16 protein-coding genes are annotated in these 18,205 nt (G+C 43.9%); 14 read left to right on the forward strand and 2 right to left on the reverse strand.

Going from position 1 to position 18,205, the window contains the following annotated elements:
• Positions 1-291: 291 nt before the first annotated feature.
• The gene (locus tag O3605_RS05095) at positions 292-609 is read right to left on the reverse strand and encodes a hypothetical protein (protein WP_371585386.1); all 318 of its coding nucleotides are present in this window, start codon (positions 607-609) and stop codon (positions 292-294) included.
• A 281-nt stretch (positions 610-890) separates the two neighbouring features.
• Positions 891-2,237 carry an NADP-specific glutamate dehydrogenase gene (gene gdhA, locus O3605_RS05100; RefSeq protein ID WP_371585388.1) on the reverse strand — a complete coding sequence of 449 codons (1,347 nt, stop codon included), beginning with the start codon at positions 2,235-2,237 and terminating at the stop codon, positions 891-893.
• A gap of 299 nt (positions 2,238-2,536) precedes the next feature.
• On the opposite strand from gdhA, the gene O3605_RS05105 reads away from it, so the two are divergent.
• From O3605_RS05105 to O3605_RS05170, 14 genes are all read left to right on the forward strand, one after another.
• Positions 2,537-3,472: a dihydroorotate oxidase gene (locus O3605_RS05105; protein ID WP_247923638.1), complete on the forward strand. Its 936-nt coding sequence runs from the start codon at positions 2,537-2,539 to the stop codon at positions 3,470-3,472.
• 124 nt (positions 3,473-3,596) lie between these two features.
• Positions 3,597-3,953, forward strand: coding sequence for a helicase BlpT (locus tag O3605_RS05110; RefSeq protein ID WP_070506067.1), 357 nt, complete (start codon positions 3,597-3,599; stop codon positions 3,951-3,953).
• A gap of 273 nt (positions 3,954-4,226) precedes the next feature.
• A complete protein-coding gene (gene msrB / locus O3605_RS05115) occupies positions 4,227-5,162 on the forward strand; it encodes a peptide-methionine (R)-S-oxide reductase MsrB (protein WP_070506065.1) in 936 nt (311 codons plus the stop codon).
• Positions 5,163-5,669: 507 nt separating this feature from the next.
• Positions 5,670-7,013, forward strand: a complete 1,344-nt coding sequence (locus tag O3605_RS05120) for a CapA family protein (RefSeq protein ID WP_371585391.1) — start codon at positions 5,670-5,672, stop codon at positions 7,011-7,013.
• A 3-nt stretch (positions 7,014-7,016) separates the two neighbouring features.
• A complete protein-coding gene (locus O3605_RS05125) occupies positions 7,017-8,681 on the forward strand; it encodes a MutS-related protein (protein WP_371585393.1) in 1,665 nt (554 codons plus the stop codon).
• A 23-nt stretch (positions 8,682-8,704) separates the two neighbouring features.
• Positions 8,705-9,421: a DUF554 domain-containing protein gene (locus O3605_RS05130; protein ID WP_371585395.1), complete on the forward strand. Its 717-nt coding sequence runs from the start codon at positions 8,705-8,707 to the stop codon at positions 9,419-9,421.
• A gap of 622 nt (positions 9,422-10,043) precedes the next feature.
• Positions 10,044-10,622, forward strand: a complete 579-nt coding sequence (locus tag O3605_RS05135) for an HD domain-containing protein (protein ID WP_371585436.1) — start codon at positions 10,044-10,046, stop codon at positions 10,620-10,622.
• A gap of 136 nt (positions 10,623-10,758) precedes the next feature.
• Positions 10,759-11,607, forward strand: coding sequence for an HAD family hydrolase (locus O3605_RS05140; RefSeq protein WP_371585397.1), 849 nt, complete (start codon positions 10,759-10,761; stop codon positions 11,605-11,607).
• Positions 11,608-12,240, forward strand: coding sequence for an SGNH/GDSL hydrolase family protein (locus tag O3605_RS05145; RefSeq protein WP_371585399.1), 633 nt, complete (start codon positions 11,608-11,610; stop codon positions 12,238-12,240).
• A 148-nt stretch (positions 12,241-12,388) separates the two neighbouring features.
• Positions 12,389-12,784 (forward strand): CopY/TcrY family copper transport repressor, encoded by a 396-nt coding sequence (locus tag O3605_RS05150; protein ID WP_371585400.1) that lies wholly within the window; start codon positions 12,389-12,391, stop codon positions 12,782-12,784.
• 18 nt (positions 12,785-12,802) lie between these two features.
• Positions 12,803-13,174: a cupredoxin domain-containing protein gene (locus tag O3605_RS05155; protein WP_371585402.1), complete on the forward strand. Its 372-nt coding sequence runs from the start codon at positions 12,803-12,805 to the stop codon at positions 13,172-13,174.
• A gap of 10 nt (positions 13,175-13,184) precedes the next feature.
• Entirely contained in the window at positions 13,185-15,407 is a 2,223-nt protein-coding gene (locus tag O3605_RS05160; protein WP_254734804.1) for a heavy metal translocating P-type ATPase, read from the forward strand.
• A gap of 348 nt (positions 15,408-15,755) precedes the next feature.
• Entirely contained in the window at positions 15,756-17,531 is a 1,776-nt protein-coding gene (gene spxB / locus O3605_RS05165; protein WP_371585404.1) for a pyruvate oxidase, read from the forward strand.
• A gap of 154 nt (positions 17,532-17,685) precedes the next feature.
• Complete coding sequence (locus O3605_RS05170; RefSeq protein ID WP_371585406.1) at positions 17,686-18,033, forward strand: VOC family protein; 348 nt, start codon at positions 17,686-17,688, stop codon at positions 18,031-18,033.
• Positions 18,034-18,205 lie beyond the last annotated feature (172 nt).

Here is an 18,205-nt window from a genome sequence, read left to right on the forward strand (position 1 = left end):
GTTTCAGGCACTTTTCTCACAGCGGAAAGTTTAAGTAGACGATTGAATCATTCTATCGAATAAAATTTATTTATGAACCAATTTTTTATATTTTTTAACACAAAAAAGAGGCTGGGACAAAAGTCCTAGTCTCTCAATTATTTTTGTATTGTCGAGCAAGACGCAGTGGTTGAGTGGGCTATACTACGCTGATTTCATCAGCTTTTACAGCCCTACTCAACTGTGCGGAGGTGGGACGACGAAATCGAATTCTAACGAATTACCGATTTCTGTCCCACTCTCTTTTTTGGTCTATTTTAAGTGGCAGTATTTGAAGTCCAGCTTTTTAATCTGGTCCCAATTTTTTCGAGCTTCTGGTGGCAAGACGATGAGTTGCTTGCGCAGCATAGTCGTGATTTCGAGATTTAAGGATTCGATGGGGAGGGCAATGGCTACTGAACTTTTTGCCCTTTGGATCTTGTCCATGCAATATTCAATATGATGGCAAGCTGCGCCGGTCTGTGATTGACGGCTAGCTGCGATTTCTTGTCGCATATTGGAGAGTAATTGGACCAATTCAGACTTAAGGAATTCAATGGTAGTTGACTTGTCTTGAGCAAAATGAAACATAAGCGCACCTCCTTTTGCTATAGTTTAATACTAATTTATTAAAAATGCAAGGGGGTAAAGTAAAAAAAATAAAATTTTTTTAGAAAAAGATACAGAAAAAGAGATGGCTCAAATCTTTCACCACTAATGACGGTTAAGATTCCTTTCTTTAAAAATGACCTTCTTCCCTTGAGACCAATTGTCCTTAAAGAGATCAGTAGCTACAAAAAACTCCTGAAACACACTGGTTTCAGGAGTTGAGAGGCTTTGACCCGAAGGTCTCAAAGAAAAATATCGATTGATTATACAAGACCTTGTGCAATCATCGCGTTTGCGACATTTTCAAAGGCAGCGATGTTGGCACCTGCAAGGTAATCTTTACCAAGTCCGTAAGTTTCTGCAGTTGTTTTAGCAGTGTTGAAGATGTTGGTCATGATGTCTTTCAAACGTCCGTCCACTTCTTCGCGTGTCCATGAAAGACGTTGGCTGTTTTGGCTCATTTCAAGAGCAGATACAGCAACCCCACCAGCATTGGCTGCTTTAGCAGGTCCGTAAAGGATACCATTTTCTTTGTATACGTTGATGGCATCGATGTTACTTGGCATGTTTGCTCCTTCAGAGACAACTTTCACACCTTGAGCGACCAAACGTTTAGCAGCATCGCCGTCGATTTCATTTTGAGTTGCACATGGAAGAGCGATGTCATAGTTACCAGCGTAAGTCCATACAGAACCTTCGTAGTATGTAGCAGTTGGTTTTTCAGCAGCGTATTCAGTCAAACGTGCACGACGTTTTTCTTTCACGTCTGTAAGAAGGTCGAAGTCAATACCGTTCTCGTCGATCACGTAACCGTTTGAATCAGATACAGAGATAACAGTTGCACCAAGTTCAGTTGCTTTTTGAAGAGCGTATTGGGCAACGTTACCAGAACCTGAGATCACGACTTTCTTACCAGCAAAGCTGTCACCGTTGGCTTTGAGCATTTCTTCAGTATAGTAAACCAAACCATAACCAGTTGCTTCTGGACGGATCAAGCTACCACCAAAACCGAGAGGTTTACCAGTCAAGACACCAGCATCGAATTGGCGAAGGCGTTTGTATTGACCGTAAAGGTATCCGATTTCACGTCCACCAACCCCGATATCACCAGCTGGGACATCAAGAGAAGGACCGATGTACTTTTGCAATTCAGTCATGAAGCTTTGGCAGAAACGCATCACTTCAGCGTCAGTTTTTCCTTTAGGGTCGAAGTCAGATCCACCTTTACCACCACCGATAGGAAGACCAGTCAAGACGTTTTTGAAGATTTGTTCGAATCCGAGGAATTTCAAGATCCCTTGGTTAACAGTTGGATGGAAACGAAGACCACCTTTGTAAGGACCTACAGCAGAGTTGAATTGAACACGGTAACCACGGTTTACTTGGATGTTTCCTTCACGGTCAACCCAAGGAACACGGAAAGAAATTACGCGTTCAGGTTCTGTAATACGAGCCAAGATGTTTTCTTCGATGTATTCAGGATGTTTTTCAAAAACAGGTTCCAAAGTGCTGAGGAACTCTTCAACAGCTTGAAGGAATTCAGCTTCGTGGCCGTTGCGAGCTTTTACAGTTTCGAAAGTGCTTTGGATATATTCTTTAGCAGTTGTCATGTTAATTCTCCTTTTTGAATGAAACGAAAACCAGCAAACCCGCTAGGGGAGTGGCTTTGAGACAGTTGACAAACAATGTCATGTTTTTTTACATGGATCATTATAGCAGACTTTTTTTGGCTTGTAAAGAAAAAAGTTGAATTTTCTGAAAATTTTATCACGACTAGGAAAGTCCGAATGTTTGGAAGAATTTTTAGCTTTGTTTGTCCGGAAGCTTCCAAGTGATGGTATAATGAAAGAAGAAAATAGAAAGCATCCCGAACGATTCTGTTGGTGGTGTTTCAAAAAAGGAGTACAAGATGGTAACGACAAAGACGCAAATTGCTGGTTTTGAATTTGACAACTGCTTGATGAATGCGGCAGGTGTAGCCTGTATGACCACTGAGGAATTGGAAGAAGTGAAGAACTCAGCTGCGGGAACCTTTGTGACCAAGACAGCGACCTTAGAATTCCGTGCTGGTAATCCAGAACCACGCTACCAAGATGTGCCGCTTGGTTCGATCAATTCGATGGGGCTGCCTAACCAAGGGTTGGACTATTATTTGAATTACTTATTGGAGTTGCAAGAAACGGATCCTGACCGGACCTTCTTCTTATCTCTCGTCGGCATGTCTCCTGAAGAAACTCATACCATCTTGAAAAAGGTGCAAGACAGCGACTTTAAAGGCTTGACAGAGTTGAACCTATCTTGTCCCAATGTCCCTGGGAAACCTCAGATCGCCTATGATTTTGATACGACAGATCGGATCTTGTCTGAGGTCTTTGCCTATTTCACAAAACCTCTAGGGATCAAGTTGCCACCTTATTTTGATATCGTTCATTTTGATCAAGCAGCAGCGATCTTTAACAAATACCCGCTCAAGTTTGTCAATTGCGTCAATTCGATCGGAAATGGCCTCTACATTGAGGATGAATCCGTGGTGATTCGTCCTAAGAACGGCTTTGGTGGGATTGGTGGAGAATACATCAAACCAACGGCTCTCGCCAATGTCCATGCTTTTTACCAACGTCTGAATCCAGAAATTCAGATTGTGGGGACTGGGGGCGTCTTGACTGGTCGCGATGCCTTTGAACATATCCTTTGTGGGGCTAGTATGGTGCAAATCGGAACGACGCTGCATAAAGAAGGAGTAGGAGCGTTTGAACGCATCACTGCGGAGCTCAAAGCCATCATGGAAGAAAAAGGCTACCAAAGTCTAGAAGACTTCCGTGGGAAATTGCACTACATTGACTAATCTTTCGAAAAGAACTTCCTCAAGTGGAAACTTGGGGAAGTTTTTTATGGTTTCTTGTCAAGAGAGAACATTCTGTTCCTAGTTTTAGGAATTTTCCATTTTTATAGAGAGAAAAAGGTGTACAATGGAGGTGAAAAGGAAGGTGATTTCTATGGAAGAAAGGGATGTGATTCAAGAGGCAAGAACGACGATCACCCTTCTTCAAACAGCCTTTTCTAAGGGATTCACCCCCAGTTTAGATGCCCTTCGATTTCGAGAAAATCTAGATCAGATGTTGAAAGGTTTACGAAAGGATAGGCGGGTAGACAATCGTCTGTTGATTGAGTTAGAAAAGTTTTATCAGACCGCCAGTCTATTGATTGGTCTGGGTGGGCTAGCTTTGAACGAAGAGGCCTTTCAAGCTTGGCGAGCTTATGATCACTGGCATTACGAGGTTGTGAAGCCTCAGTTACAGGTCTATGGACCGACGGTGGTGTTGTAGTTGATGTGCCTTGAGTTTGTCTACAGATATTCAGAGGAGGTGTTGGTCATGGTAGTCCTTCATGTTTTTCTACATCAGTTAACCCTATCGTTTTGGAACTTCTATTACTCGCTCTTTTTCTTATTTGAAAAATAAGAAGGATTGAATCCATTTTACATACAGTAGAAGGGATTTTTGATGCAGAATCCTTGAAAATCTGAGGCTCTTGGATTATGATGGAGCTAATAGATGTCAAGCGTTCCTTGTGGGGAATGCAGGAAGCGAGGAAGAAAGATGGCAGAGATTTATCTAGCAGGTGGCTGTTTTTGGGGCTTAGAGGAGTATTTTTCACGGATCCCCGGTGTAGAACAGACGACGGTGGGCTATGCCAATGGCCAGGTAGAGACGACCAATTACCAACTGATCAAGGAAACGGATCATGCAGAGACTGTACAAGTTATCTACGATCCAGACAAGATCACTCTACGAGCGATTCTGCTCTACTATTTCCGGGTGATCGATCCCTTGTCCGTTAACAAACAGGGAAATGATCGAGGCCGCCAATATCGGACGGGTGTTTATTATACAGACGAAGCAGACCGTGAAGTGATCGCCCAAGTGTTTGCGGAAGAAGAGAAGCAATTGGGCCACAAAATCGCGGTTGAGTTGGAACCCTTGCGCCACTATATCTTGGCTGAAGACTACCACCAAGACTACCTCAAGAAGAATCCTGGAGGCTATTGCCATATCGATGTGACGGATGCTGAGCAGCCCTTGATTGATCCAGCAGCTTATCAGAAGCCAGATCAAGAAATCCTAAAGGCGAAACTGACAGCAGAGCAGTACCAAGTCACTCAAGAAAGCGCGACGGAACGTCCTTTCCACAATGCCTATGATCAGACCTTTGAAGAGGGGATCTATGTGGATATTACGACTGGGGAACCTCTCTTTTTTGCCAAGGATAAGTTTGCGTCTGGCTGTGGATGGCCAAGTTTCTCCCGTCCCATTGCCAAAGATGTTGTCCACTATTACCAAGATCATAGTCACGGAATGGAACGGATCGAAGTTCGTTCCCGCTCAGGCAATGCCCATTTAGGCCATGTCTTCACCGATGGACCAAAAGACCAGGGTGGCCTTCGCTATTGTATCAATTCGGCCTCGTTGCGCTTTATTCCAAAAGAGAGAATGGAGCAAGAAGGCTATGGTTATTTGTTAAAAGCTTTGATATAATAGAAAAAGCATCTTAGAAACTTTCCTTAGGTGAGTACGGACGTCAGCGAACTTCATAGAAGTTCCATGACTAAATTAAGATACAAAGGGCGTCCGCGGATACAGTCAAAATAGGAAGTTTGACGCAGAATCTTTTGATTCTAGGAAAACTTATCTTTTTGACACAATCCGCAGCCTGTGTTCAATTCGTTTTGAACCCCTTCGCTTTTCAATTTTTAGGCTCAGGCTAAAACAGTTCCCCGAACTGTTTTACTTTCAAAACTCCCGTGTGCCTGAAACAATTATGTTTTAGGCACTTTTCTCACAGCGGAAAGTTTCAGTAGATGCTTGCATCAGTTGAAAATCGTGATGATGTTTTCTGCTTTGAAGAAACCATTCTTTTAATATCAAATCATTTAGAAGTTCTGTTTTGCAGAACTTTTTTTCTCCTCTGGAAATTTGTGATACAATGAAGAGAAAGTATTTCAATGACAGCTCAATCTGTTGAGGTAGGAAGAAGAGGTAGGAATGTTAGAGAAGTGGGAGAATGTGAAAGGGACCATCAAAACGATGGGAAAAGAGCTATCAGTGGCCTTTGATTGTGCTTTTGATCGTCTCTTTTCAAGGATTGAGCTGACGAATGAACAGTTTGTCTATGTGCTCTTGTCAGTCGTTTTTATCGTGGCTAATGCCATCTTATGGGTGCAAAAGTTCCAAGGCTTTCCGATCACCGCAACCGAACGGCCAGAAGTTGTGTACAAGGCCAAAACACCGGCTGATCAGATTCCTCATACAGCTCGAATCATGGCGAATGGAGATCAGCTCTATCATGATCTGGTCTATATGAGTGCACAAAAAGAAGACGGAAGCTATGATTTTCATGAAAATTATGAGTATGTCAAACCCTGGCTACAAAAAGCAGATCTGGCCTTGGGTGATTTTGAGGGAACCATTAACCTAAATTACTATTTGTCAGGTTATCCTCTCTTTAATGCGCCGAGCGAAGTTGTACCAGCCATCAAGGATGCTGGTTATGATGTCATGGATTTGGGACACAACCATATCTTGGATTCAGGCCTTGATGGGGTCTATTCGACAGCCAAGGCCTTTGAAGATGCAGGCATCACACCTGTCGGTGTCTACACGAATAAAAAGAGAGGGCAGGCTCCCTTGGTGATCAAGGAAGTGAATGGCATCAAGATTGCTATTCTAGCCTACGCTTATGGGTTTAATGGGATGGAAACGACCCTTACTCCAGAGGAGCAAGCAGATGTCTTGTCTGATCTGGATGAAGAGCGGATGAAGGCGGAGATCCAAAAGGCGGAGCAAGAGGCCGATATCACCATTGTCATGCCCCAAATGGGAATTGAGTACCAATTGGAGCCGACAGAAGAGCAAAAAGAGCTCTATCATAAGATGGTTTCTTGGGGAGCTGATATCGTCTTTGGTGGGCATCCCCATGTTGTGGAGCCTGCTGAAGTGGTCAATAAAGATGGTCAAAACAAGCTCATCATCTACTCGATGGGGAATTTCCTGTCCAATCAGCGTCTGGAAACGATGGGAGATGTGGAGACTGCCCAATGGACAGAGCGAGGGGTCTTGATGGATGTGACCATCGAAAAGGTTGGTCGCAAGACAAAGATCAAGACAGCTACTGCTCATCCAACCTGGGTCAGTCGGACTCCGAAGGGTACCTATTCTCCTGAAGGATATGACTTGTACAAGTACCAGACCTATATTTTGGAAGATTTTATCCAGGGTGGCAAATACCGCGACAAGCTGGATGAGGAGACCAAGGAGAGAGTGGACACGGCTTACCGAGAAATGAAGGAACATGTTCACTTGGACTGGCCTCAGAGTGGAAAGGAATAAAGCATGGAAGGAAATGTGAACTGGATCCCACTTGGGATCCTAGGATTGATCGTGGTGATTTGGGCAACCAAATTTCTTACGGCTATCCGCCTCAAGCAAAAGCTGAAGAAGGCTTGGGATGGAGCGCCTTTCTTTCGCAAGAAAGATACAGAAGAAAGTTTGATAGACAGTCTAGCTTATCCGGCTAAGGGACAGACGATCGATAGTCAAGTGGATGATCAGACCTGGCATGATTTGGCTTTGGATGCGGTCTTTGATCAGCTCAATTATACCCAATCGAGCCTTGGAGCAGAGGCTCTCTATCAAAAAATGCGCCTGCTGGAATTCCAGCCTCAGGATCAGCTTCATGACTTAGAAGCCTTCTTTGAAGAGCATCCAGATTTGCGCCTCAAGGTCCAGGTCATTTTCAACCAACTGGGCAAGAAGAACCACAATATGGCGCGTAGCATTGTCGCAAATCCTGGCAAGCATTATGCAGGTTTGCCCCTCTATCTAGCCTTGGCCTGTCTTCCAATCCTCTGTCTCTTTGCCATTCCCTTTGAGCCAGTTGGGGCGATTACCCTCTTGGTGATCAGTGTGATCTTTAATATCGTCTTTTCAAGTTTGCGCAATTGGTCCAATAAAAACCGTCTGGACAATGTTAGCTATCTGGTCCGCATCTTTGCTTCGGCAGAACGCTTGAGCCATCTAGTTTTACCACAACAAGAAGAACTCAAGCAAGCGGTCAAAGCTTTTAAGAAAACGCGGATCCTTGCCAGTGTCTTGCAGAGTCCAACGGGGACTTCTGAGATGGAAATTGTTCTCCTCTACCTCAATGACCTCTTTTTACTCCCGCAGATCGCTCAGGTTTATATTTACAATCAGGTGAAGGCTTATCAAAAAGAGGCCCAGAAACTTCTGGATCTGCTAGGGGAGATGGAAGTCGCTATAAGTCTCTTGCGCCATAAGCGGGATCTAGAAGTGGTCTGTCAGCCAGTTTTTACAGAGACGGGTGGGATTGAAGGTGAGACGCTCTATCATCCCTTGCTGTCCAATCCGATTGCAAATGATGTGCATTTTCAAAAAAATATGGTCATCAGTGGGGACAATGCGTCTGGGAAATCGACCTATTTGAAGACCGTCGCTATCAATGCTATTCTGGCTCAAGGGCTGGGCTTTGCCTATGGAGAAAGCTTGTCCCTGCCTTACGGTCATGTCCTAACGGCTATGGATGTAAGCGATGATATTGAAGTTGGAGATAGCTACTTTATCATGGAGAGCAAAGCTATTTTGCGTATGATTCAGCATCTGAAAAAGCCTGGTTTTCACTACTTCTTTATTGACGAGCTCTTTAAGGGGACCAATACCATCGAGCGGATCGGATCAGGCCTTGGAATTGTCCGCTGGTTGGCTGCCCAAAACTGTCTCTACATGATTTCCAGCCATGATATTGAGCTGGTCGCAGCCTCCGGTGAAGTCAATGATAATTACCATTTTGACAGTCGCTATGTGGATGGCAAGATCGTCTTTGACTACCAGATCAAGCCAGGGTCAGCGGTGACCAAAAATGCGGTCAATACTCTAGAAAGCTTGCATTATCCAGAGGAGATTACGCAAACAGCCAAGGACTTGATTGACCAGTATGAAGAGACGGGACACTGGTCTTTGAAAGAAATTGAAAAAGAATGAAAAACGAACGAAGGAGTTTGTAAATGATCGGTTTAGGGACCTTATACAATGCCTTAGGGGTCGTATTTGGTGGGCTTTTAGGACTGCTCATCGGTCAACGTTTGTCAGAAGATTTTCATGAGACCCTTCTGAAAGTGACAGGAGTTGCTGTATTTGTTTTGGGCATTGCGGGGACCTTGGAAAAGATGCTGGTGGTGCATGGAAGTCATGTAGAAAGTCACGGCAGTATGATGTTGATTCTGAGTCTAGTGATCGGGACCGTTATCGGGGAACTCTTGAAGATTGAGGAGGGCTTTGAGCGACTGGGAACCTGGCTGAAGGAAAAGACGGGTAACCAAGGCGATACCGGTTTTGTTGATGCCTTTATGACCACGGCCTTGACCATTTGTATCGGGGCTATGGCGGTGGTCGGAGCCGTCCAGGATGGCCTGACAGGCGACACCTCGACCTTGTTGGCCAAGGCTATTCTCGATATGGTTATCGTTCTGGTCTTGACCGTTTCAAAAGGAAAGGGCGCGATCTTTGCGGTGGTTCCCCTCGTGATCCTTCAAGGTTTGATCACGCTGTTGGCCCATTTGATCGCACCGATCATGACTCCACAAGCCCTTTCGAATCTGTCCCTAGTTGGCTCCAGCCTCATTCTCTGTGTAGGGATTAACCTCATTTGGGGTAAACGGATCAAGGTCGCTAATCTCCTACCGGCAGTGCTGATTGCCATTATTTGGGCCTTTGTTGGGTGAAAAATAGAAGCTAAGCAGTAGCTTCAGATTTAAGACAAAGTCAACTTAAAAACTTTCCTTAGGTGAGTACGGACGTCAGCGAACTTCTACGAAGTTCCATGACTAAATTAAGATACAGAGGGCGTCTGCGGATAAAGTCAAAATAGGAAGTTTGACGCAGAATCTTTCGATTCTAGGAGAACTTATCTTTTTGACACAATCCGCAGCCCTTGTTCAATTTGTATTGAGCCCCTTCGCTCTTTAATTTCTGGGCTCAGGCTAAAACAGTTTCCCAAACTGTTTTACTCTCAATAATTCCGAGTGCCTGAAACGTATTGTTTCAAGCACTTTTCTCACAGCGGAAAGTTTTTGTATTTTCTTGATTCATTCTAAAAATAGGAACTCATTTTTACTTACTTTTAGAATCGATTAACTTATTTTACTTTAAAATAGTTTGTCTCATTCTAAAGTTAACCGGTAAAGACTGGTTAGCTTTTTTGCTTGTCCTTGTGCTCTTGTTAGAAAAATGGCGGTGCTCCAAAAAGGAGGGACATTATCTTTTTGCAAATACGGGAATTCATTTATGGAAAACAGGATTTCTGGTATGATAGTCGTAATTTCGAATAGGGAGGTTGGAGTCGCCATGAGTGATTTGAATCAGACAGTTGCATTTATTAAAGAAATCGAGAAATTAAAGTCAGTAACAAGGTTTAATAGAACCCTTGATGGACGGTTTGAAAATAGTGCCGAGCATTCCTGGCAGGGTGCGATCGCTGCGATGGTTCTTCAGGATTATTATCCTGAAAAATTGAATATGGAAAAGGTCATGTTTCTGTTACTGATCCATGATTTAGGTGAGATTTATGCTGGAGATACTTGGGTGTTTGATGATGAAAAAAAGCTTCATGCTCATGATAGAGAGCTAGAATCTATAGAAAAAACAATGAGCCTCCTTCCAGAAGCAACATATTTGAATATGAAAAAATCGTGGTTGGAGTTTGAAAAAGGGCAGAGTCCTGAGGCAAGATATGCAAGAGTGATTGACGCATTGGTACCACTGATCAATCACTTGGAAGTGTCAGAAGTCAATTATAATCCTGATCATATCCGTTCAGAGATGGTATTAGAAAAGAAAAATTTTATAAAAAGTGAGTCCAAAGAGTTGTGGAAACTGACAGAAGAGTTGGTTCAGGAAAGTGTAGAAAAGGGCTTGTATTTATAAGATCCTTTGGCCATCAGTAACAACCTTCAGCCCAAGAGGAAGCCACCTGTTTTCACGGGTGGTTTTGACTTGCTTGATCTGTGGTATAATGGAACCAGATAATTTACACCCTTTGAAAGGGAAAAGGTTAGATTGTATGATTAAGTTGATTGCAACAGATATGGATGGAACCTTATTAGATGAGCGAGGAGAGGTGGATCTTCCGCGTCTGGAAAGGATCTTGGACCACTTGGATCAAAAAGGGATTCGCTTTGTCATTGCGACGGGAAATGAAATCCATCGCATGTGCCAGCTCTTGGGTCCTTTGGTCAAGCGGGTGACCCTGGTCGTAGCCAATGGAGCTCGGATTTTTGAGGATGATCAGATGATTCTTGGGAAATTCTGGGATCGAGAGCTAGTAGAGGCGGTTCTTGCTTATTTTAAGGGGCGGGAAATCTCAGACCAGCTGGTTGTGTCAGCTGTCAATGGTGGCTTTGTCAAGGAAGGAACGGTCTTTACAGAGGTTGAGAAATTCATGCAGCCGGAAGTGATTGAAGACTTGTACAAGCGGATGAAGTTTGTTCCGGAATTGACAGCAGATCTATTTGATCAGGTGCTTAAAATGAGCTTGGTGGTTGGCTTGGATCGTCTCGATCAAGTGAGCCAAGAAGTCCAGCGGGCTTTTGGAGATCAGCTCATGGCGGTTTCGAGCGGTTTTGGCAGCATGGATCTCTTACAAGCAGGCATTCACAAGGCTTGGGGTCTGGCTCAATTAATGGAGATGTGGCAGCTTGATGCCAGCCAGGTCATGGCCTTTGGGGATAGCGGAAACGACATCGAAATGCTTGAAATGGCAGGTCACTCCTATGCGGTGGCCAATGCAGAAGCAGGAGTCAAGGCTGTTGCCAAACACCTAGCACCGAGCCATCAGGAAGGTGGTGTCTACCAGGTGATCGAAGAGTATCTAGGATTGACCCCCTGGGAACAAGTGAAAGGAAAGAAGTAGATGGCGGTACAACTGTTAGAAGACTGGCTCTTAAAGGAGCAGGAGAAAATCGTAACAACTTATCGGGAACTCAATCAAGCCCCTCTGAAGGAGCCTGGTTTGATCTTTATTGGAGACTCCATCGTAGAGTATTTTCCCATTCATGAACTATTACAAAGTCCCAAGCACATGGTCAATCGAGGAGTGCGAGGCTATAAGACGGATCTCCTTCGGAAGCATCTAGACGCCCATGTCTTTGGAACGGTGGTGGATCAGATCTTTCTCTTGATCGGGACCAATGATATCGGAAAAGAAATTCCTCAAAAGGAAACCTTGGACAATGTAGAAGCGGTCTTACAAGCAATTATGCGGGACTTTCCGCTTACCCACATCAACCTGATCTCGGTTCTACCGGTCAGTCAAGAAGAGCGCTACAAACAAAAGGTCTATGTGCGGACCAATGAAAAAATTCAAGCCCTTAACCAGGCCTATCACGAATTGGCCCAAGCCTACCACCAGGTCAGCTATGTCGATGTGTACTCGTCTTTATTGGATGAAGTGGGGCAGTTAGCAGAAGCCTATACGACAGATGGCCTTCATTTAAGTGTGGCTGGTTACCGCATTCTAGCCCAAGCTCTGCAGGAGACGTTATAGAGAAAAGAATAGGGAGCGAAAAAAGCCCAATCAGACAAATCTTCAAAGGAAGATTTGTTTTTTTTAAAACTTTTGGTTGACAAATGTAAATCTTAGGTGTAAAATAGCATCATAAGATTTACAAATGTAGATTTAGAAAGGAGAAGCCATGCAAATTTCCAATGCGGAATGGCGCATCATGAAGATTATCTGGATGGAAGGCAAGCAGACCAGCACGGATTTGATCGGCGTCTTGTCCGAGCGCTTTGACTGGTCGAATTCGACCATCAAGACCCTCTTGACGCGCTTGGTGGAGAAAGGCTGTCTGACCAGAGAAAAATCTGGCAAAGCCTTTGTCTACTCGGCTTTGTTGAAGCAGGACCAAAGTTTAGACTTGGTGGTTGAGGATGTGAAAGACAAGGTTTGCTCAAAAAGAATTGTCCAGGTGCTTGAAAACTTGATTCAGGAGAGTGACTTTACGCTTGCAGATCTTAATCAGCTGCAGCAGGTCCTGGAAGAAAAGAAAGCAGAGGCTGTCGAAACAGTCCCTTGCAATTGTATGTAATAGAAAGAAGGAAATTCCATGTTTGGATTGTTAATTAGTATTGTTTGTTTACTTGGGGTTGCTTTTATTGCTTGGTGGTTCTTTGCAGAGCATGAAAAGGTAAGCGGCCACGCTCGTCAGAAATCAGGTTATCAAGAAATTGAAGTCGAAGTTATGGGGGGCTATTCGCCTGAAACCATTGTCCTGAAAAAGAATGTTCCAGCCCGGATCATCTTTAATCGCAAGGATCCCTCTTCATGTCTTGACCAAGTGATCTTTCCAGATTTTGGCGTTCATGAAGATTTGCCTTTAGGTGAAAAACATGTCATTGAAATTACGCCAGAAAAAGCGGGCGAATATGGGTATTCATGTGGAATGAACATGATGCATGGTCACATGATTGTGGAATAAAGGAGTAGGTATGGTAGAAAAACAAAAAGCAGTTGTGGAAAACGGAGTGCAAAAGATCCGTATTACAGCAGAAAAAGGCTATAGTCCAAAGGAATTTCAACTTCAAAAAGGGATCCCTGCTGAAATCACCTTCCATCGGGTCAATCCTTCCGGCTGTTACAAGGAAATTTTGTTTGAAGATCAGGGGATTTTAGAGCCTTTGGAAGTCGGTGTGGATAAGGTCATATCTTTTACCCCGACAGAAACAGGGGACTTCGAGTTTTCATGTGGAATGAAGATGCAAAAGGGTTCCTACACGGTTGTGGAAAAACGCCGTCGTGTCTTAGGTTTACTGGGTCGCTTTTGGATTACTAGTATCTTTACCCTTCCCTTATTGATCTTGATGATCGGGATGATGGCAGGATTTGTATCCCATCCAGTCAGTCGCTGGGGGACTTTTCTAGCGACAACGCCGATTATGCTAGTGGCAGGAGTTCCTTTTATCAAGAGTGCCTGGGCCTCATTTAAGAAGCACCATTCCAATATGGATACCTTGGTAGCTCTTGGAACCCTGGTAGCCTATGTCTATAGTGTATTTGCCCTTTTTACTGGTCAGCCAGTATACTTTGAGGCTGCGGGTTTTATCATCTTCTTTATCCTCTTAGGGCAAATCTTTGAGGAACGGATGCGTAACAATGCCTCCGAGGCTGTGGAAAAGTTGTTGGATTTGCAGGCAAAAACGGCTCAAGTTCTCCGTGATGGGAACTATGTCGAGGTGGCGGCAGAAGATATCCAAATTGATGACTTGATTCGGGTCCGTCCTGGGGAAAAGATTGCGGTTGATGGGACGATTGTAGAAGGAAGTACGACCATTGATGAGTCGATGGTGACAGGTGAAAGCTTGCCTGTGGAAAAATCAGTTGGTGATGCAGTGATCGGCTCCACTATCAACAGCAATGGGACCATTCTCTTTAAGGCTGAAAAAGTCGGTAGTGAGACCCTCTTATCTCAAATTGTGGACTTTGTCAAAATGGCCCAATCCAGTCGTGCTCCTATTCAAGATTTAACGGATAAGATTTCAGGTATCTTTGTTCCAGTGGTGACGATTTTGGCCATTGCGACTTTCTGGGTTTGGTCCGTGCTTCTGGGCGCGTCGCTTCAAGAGGCCATGCTCTATGCAGTCTCTGTCCTCATTATTGCCTGTCCTTGTGCCCTTGGTTTGGCGACGCCGACTGCCCTGATGGTCGGAACCGGCCGTAGTGCCAAGATGGGGGTTCTGATTAAAAATGGAACCGTTCTTCAAGAAGTGCAAAAGATTCAAACCGTTGTGTTTGATAAGACAGGGACTATTACCATTGGCCAACCACTTGTAACCGATGTTGTAGGAGATGAAGCGCGTGTCTTGACACTGGCTGCTAGTCTTGAAACTTTTTCAGAACATCCCCTAGCGCAAGCGGTCTTATCACGAGCAGAAGAAAAAGGTTTGGTGCTAACCCCTGTGGAAAACTTCCAAGCGATCGAAGGAAAAGGGGTCCAAGGTCAGATCGACCAGCAGTTGGTGACCTTGGGAAATGGCAAACTTCATGACGGGACAGCGATGGATCCGGAGCTTGAAAAACGGATGGTAGAGTTGCAAGAGCAGGCCAAAACAGTGATCAGTTTGTCTGTGGATGGGCAAGTGATTGGCTTGATTGCCATTCAAGATGCTCCGAAGGCCAGCTCAAAAGAAGCGATCAAAAAGCTCAAAGAACGGGGCTTGAAAACGGTCATGTTAACAGGGGATAATGAACGGGTGGCCCAAGCTATTGCTAAGCAAGTGGGCATTGATACCGTGATCGCTGATGTGCTCCCTCAAGAAAAAGCCAGCGCCATCCAAAAACTGCAAGAAAGCAGTAAGGTAGCCTTTGTGGGAGATGGGATCAATGATGCTCCAGCTCTTTCGATCGCCGATGTCGGAATTGCTATGGGATCTGGAACGGATATTGCGATCGAGTCCGGTGGCATCGTGCTCACGCAAAATGATTTGCTTGGAGTTGTGCGCGCCTTTGACATGAGTCAAAAGACCTTCCGTCGCATCTTACTCAATCTCTTCTGGGCCTCTATCTACAATATCCTTGGGATTCCAATTGCTGCTGGAGTCTTTGTAGGACTGGGATTGACCCTCAATCCAGAACTAGCAGGTCTTGCTATGGCCCTTAGTTCTGTGTCTGTTTTGACTAGCTCTCTGCTCCTCAATGTCGCAAAGATTGATTAATGAAAATAAGAAGTGGTACAGAATTCTGTATCACTCTTTTTCTCTTTTTCCTAGAACGACAAGGAAAAGGGATAGGTATAAAACTATAGTAAAATACCCTATTGTAGGATAGTTTGTGAAAATTTCTCAAAAAGAGCATCTGTTATGGAATAGGGATTGAGCATCTCTGAGCAGATCCTTATACATGTGAATCTCTTTGTGATAAATTAATACTGTAATCGTTTTGTAAATCGTTTTCATGAGAAAAGTCAGAAAAAACTCATTTTCAAGGCGAGATGATCGCAAAGATGAAGTAGAAGCGCTATGCTGCATTTTAAGGGATCAAAATAGAATTAAAGGAGAGTTAGAATGACTCAAGGAAAAATTACTGCATCTGCAGCAATGCTTAATGTATTGAAAACATGGGGCGTAGACACGATCTACGGGATCCCATCAGGAACACTTAGCTCATTGATGGACGCTTTGGCTGAGGACAAAGATATCCGTTTCTTGCAAGTTCGCCACGAAGAAACAGGTGCTCTTGCAGCGGTTATGCAAGCTAAATTTGGCGGATCTATCGGTGTTGCAGTTGGTTCAGGTGGACCTGGTGCAACTCACTTGATCAACGGTGTTTACGATGCAGCTATGGATAACACTCCATTCCTTGCTATCCTTGGATCACGTCCAGTTAACGAATTGAACATGGATGCCTTCCAAGAATTGAACCAAAACCCAATGTACAACGGTATCGCTGTTTACAACAAACGTGTAGCTTACGCAGAGCAATTGCCAAAAGTGATTGACGAAGCTTGCCGTGCTGCCGTTTCTAAAAAAGGTCCAGCTGTCGTTGAAATTCCAGTAAACTTTGGTTTCCAAGAAATCGACGAAAACTCATACTACGGATCAGGTTCATACGAGCGTTCATTCATCGCTCCTGCTTTGAACGAAGTTGAAATCGACAAAGCTGTTGAAATTTTGAACAACGCTGAACGTCCAGTTATCTATGCTGGTTACGGTGGTGTTAAAGCTGGTGAAGTGATTACTGAATTGTCACGTAAAATCAAAGCACCAATCATCACAACTGGTAAAAACTTCGAAGCTTTCGAATGGAACTATGAAGGTTTGACAGGTTCTGCTTACCGTGTTGGTTGGAAACCAGCCAACGAAGTGGTCTTTGAAGCAGACACAGTTCTTTTCCTTGGTTCAAACTTCCCATTTGCTGAAGTTTACGAAGCATTCAAGAACACTGAAAAATTCATCCAAGTCGATATTGACCCTTACAAACTTGGTAAACGTCACGCCCTTGACGCTTCAATCCTTGGTGACGCAGGTCAAGCAGCACAAGCTATCCTCGACAAAGTGAACCCAGTTGAATCTACTCCATGGTGGCGTGCAAACGTGAAGAACAACCAAAACTGGCGTGATTACATGAACAAACTCGAAGGTAAAACTGAGGGTGAATTGCAATTGTATCAAGTTTACAATGCAATCAACAAACATGCTGATCAAGACGCTATCTACTCAATCGACGTAGGTGACACTACTCAAACATCTACTCGTCACCTTCACATGACACCTAAGAACATGTGGCGTACATCTCCACTCTTTGCGACAATGGGTATTGCCCTTCCTGGTGGTATCGCTGCTAAGAAAGACAATCCAGATCGCCAAGTATGGAACATCATGGGTGACGGTGCATTCAACATGTGCTACCCAGACGTTATCACAAACGTTCAATACGACCTTCCAGTTATCAACGTTGTCTTCTCAAATGGTAAATATGCCTTCATCAAGGACAAATACGAAGACACAAACAAACATTTGTTTGGTTGTGACTTCCCTAACGCTGATTATGCTAAAATTGCAGAGGCACAAGGTGCTGTTGGATTTACAGTTGACCGTATCGAAGACATCGACGCAGTCGTTGCTGAAGCTGTTAAATTGAACAAAGAAGGTAAGACAGTTGTCATCGATGCTCGCATCACTCCACATCGTCCACTTCCAGTAGAAGTTCTTGAGTTGGATCCAAAACTTTACTCAGAAGAAGCAATCAAAGCCTTCAAGGAAAAATACGAAGCAGAAGAACTCGTACCATTCCGCCTCTTCTTGGAAGAAGAAGGGTTGCAATCACGCGCAATCAAATAATCCTGCTCGTCGAAAATCAAATGTAAACTGCGTTATCTTCACCTTGCCGTACTCCAGTACTGCCTGCGGTTCGATGCCTTGTTTATTCTTTGATTTTCTTAGAGCAGAACTTAAAAAGATCGGAGCAATCCGGTCTTTTTGTGGAGGACAGTAAATGAATTTAAATCAATTGGATATTATTGTTTCAAATGTTCCCCAAGTCTGTGCCGACTTGGAGCGTATTTTTGATAAAAAAGCCGATTATGTTGACGACAGTTTTGCTCAGTTTACGATTGGCAGTCACTGTCTCATGTTGTCTCAAAATCATTTGGTTCCTTTGGAAAACTTTCAGTCAGGAATCATTCTTCATGTCGAGGTTGAAGATGTAGACCAGAACTACAAACGATTGAAAGAGCTTGGTATCCAGGTTTTAAACGGTCCAGTTGTAACCGATTGGGGAACTGAAAGCCTGCTAGTTAAAGGCCCTTCCGGACTAGTGCTTGATTTTTATCGTATGAAGTAGGTAATTCTATTATCAAAAAATTTAAACGTTCTTGGAGTGGAACATAAAAAGATCGGAGTTATCCGGTCTTTTTATGTTCCCAAGTGTAGGAGTTACCTTAGAATAGGTTCAGTTTTTCATAGGATCTTGTAGGATTTTTGGGAAAGAGAAGGGTATAATAGAACTATCAAAT

Origin of the sequence: Streptococcus sp. 27098_8_99, assembly GCF_041431935.1 — a bacterium.
GTDB lineage: Bacteria > Bacillota > Bacilli > Lactobacillales > Streptococcaceae > Streptococcus > Streptococcus parasanguinis_D.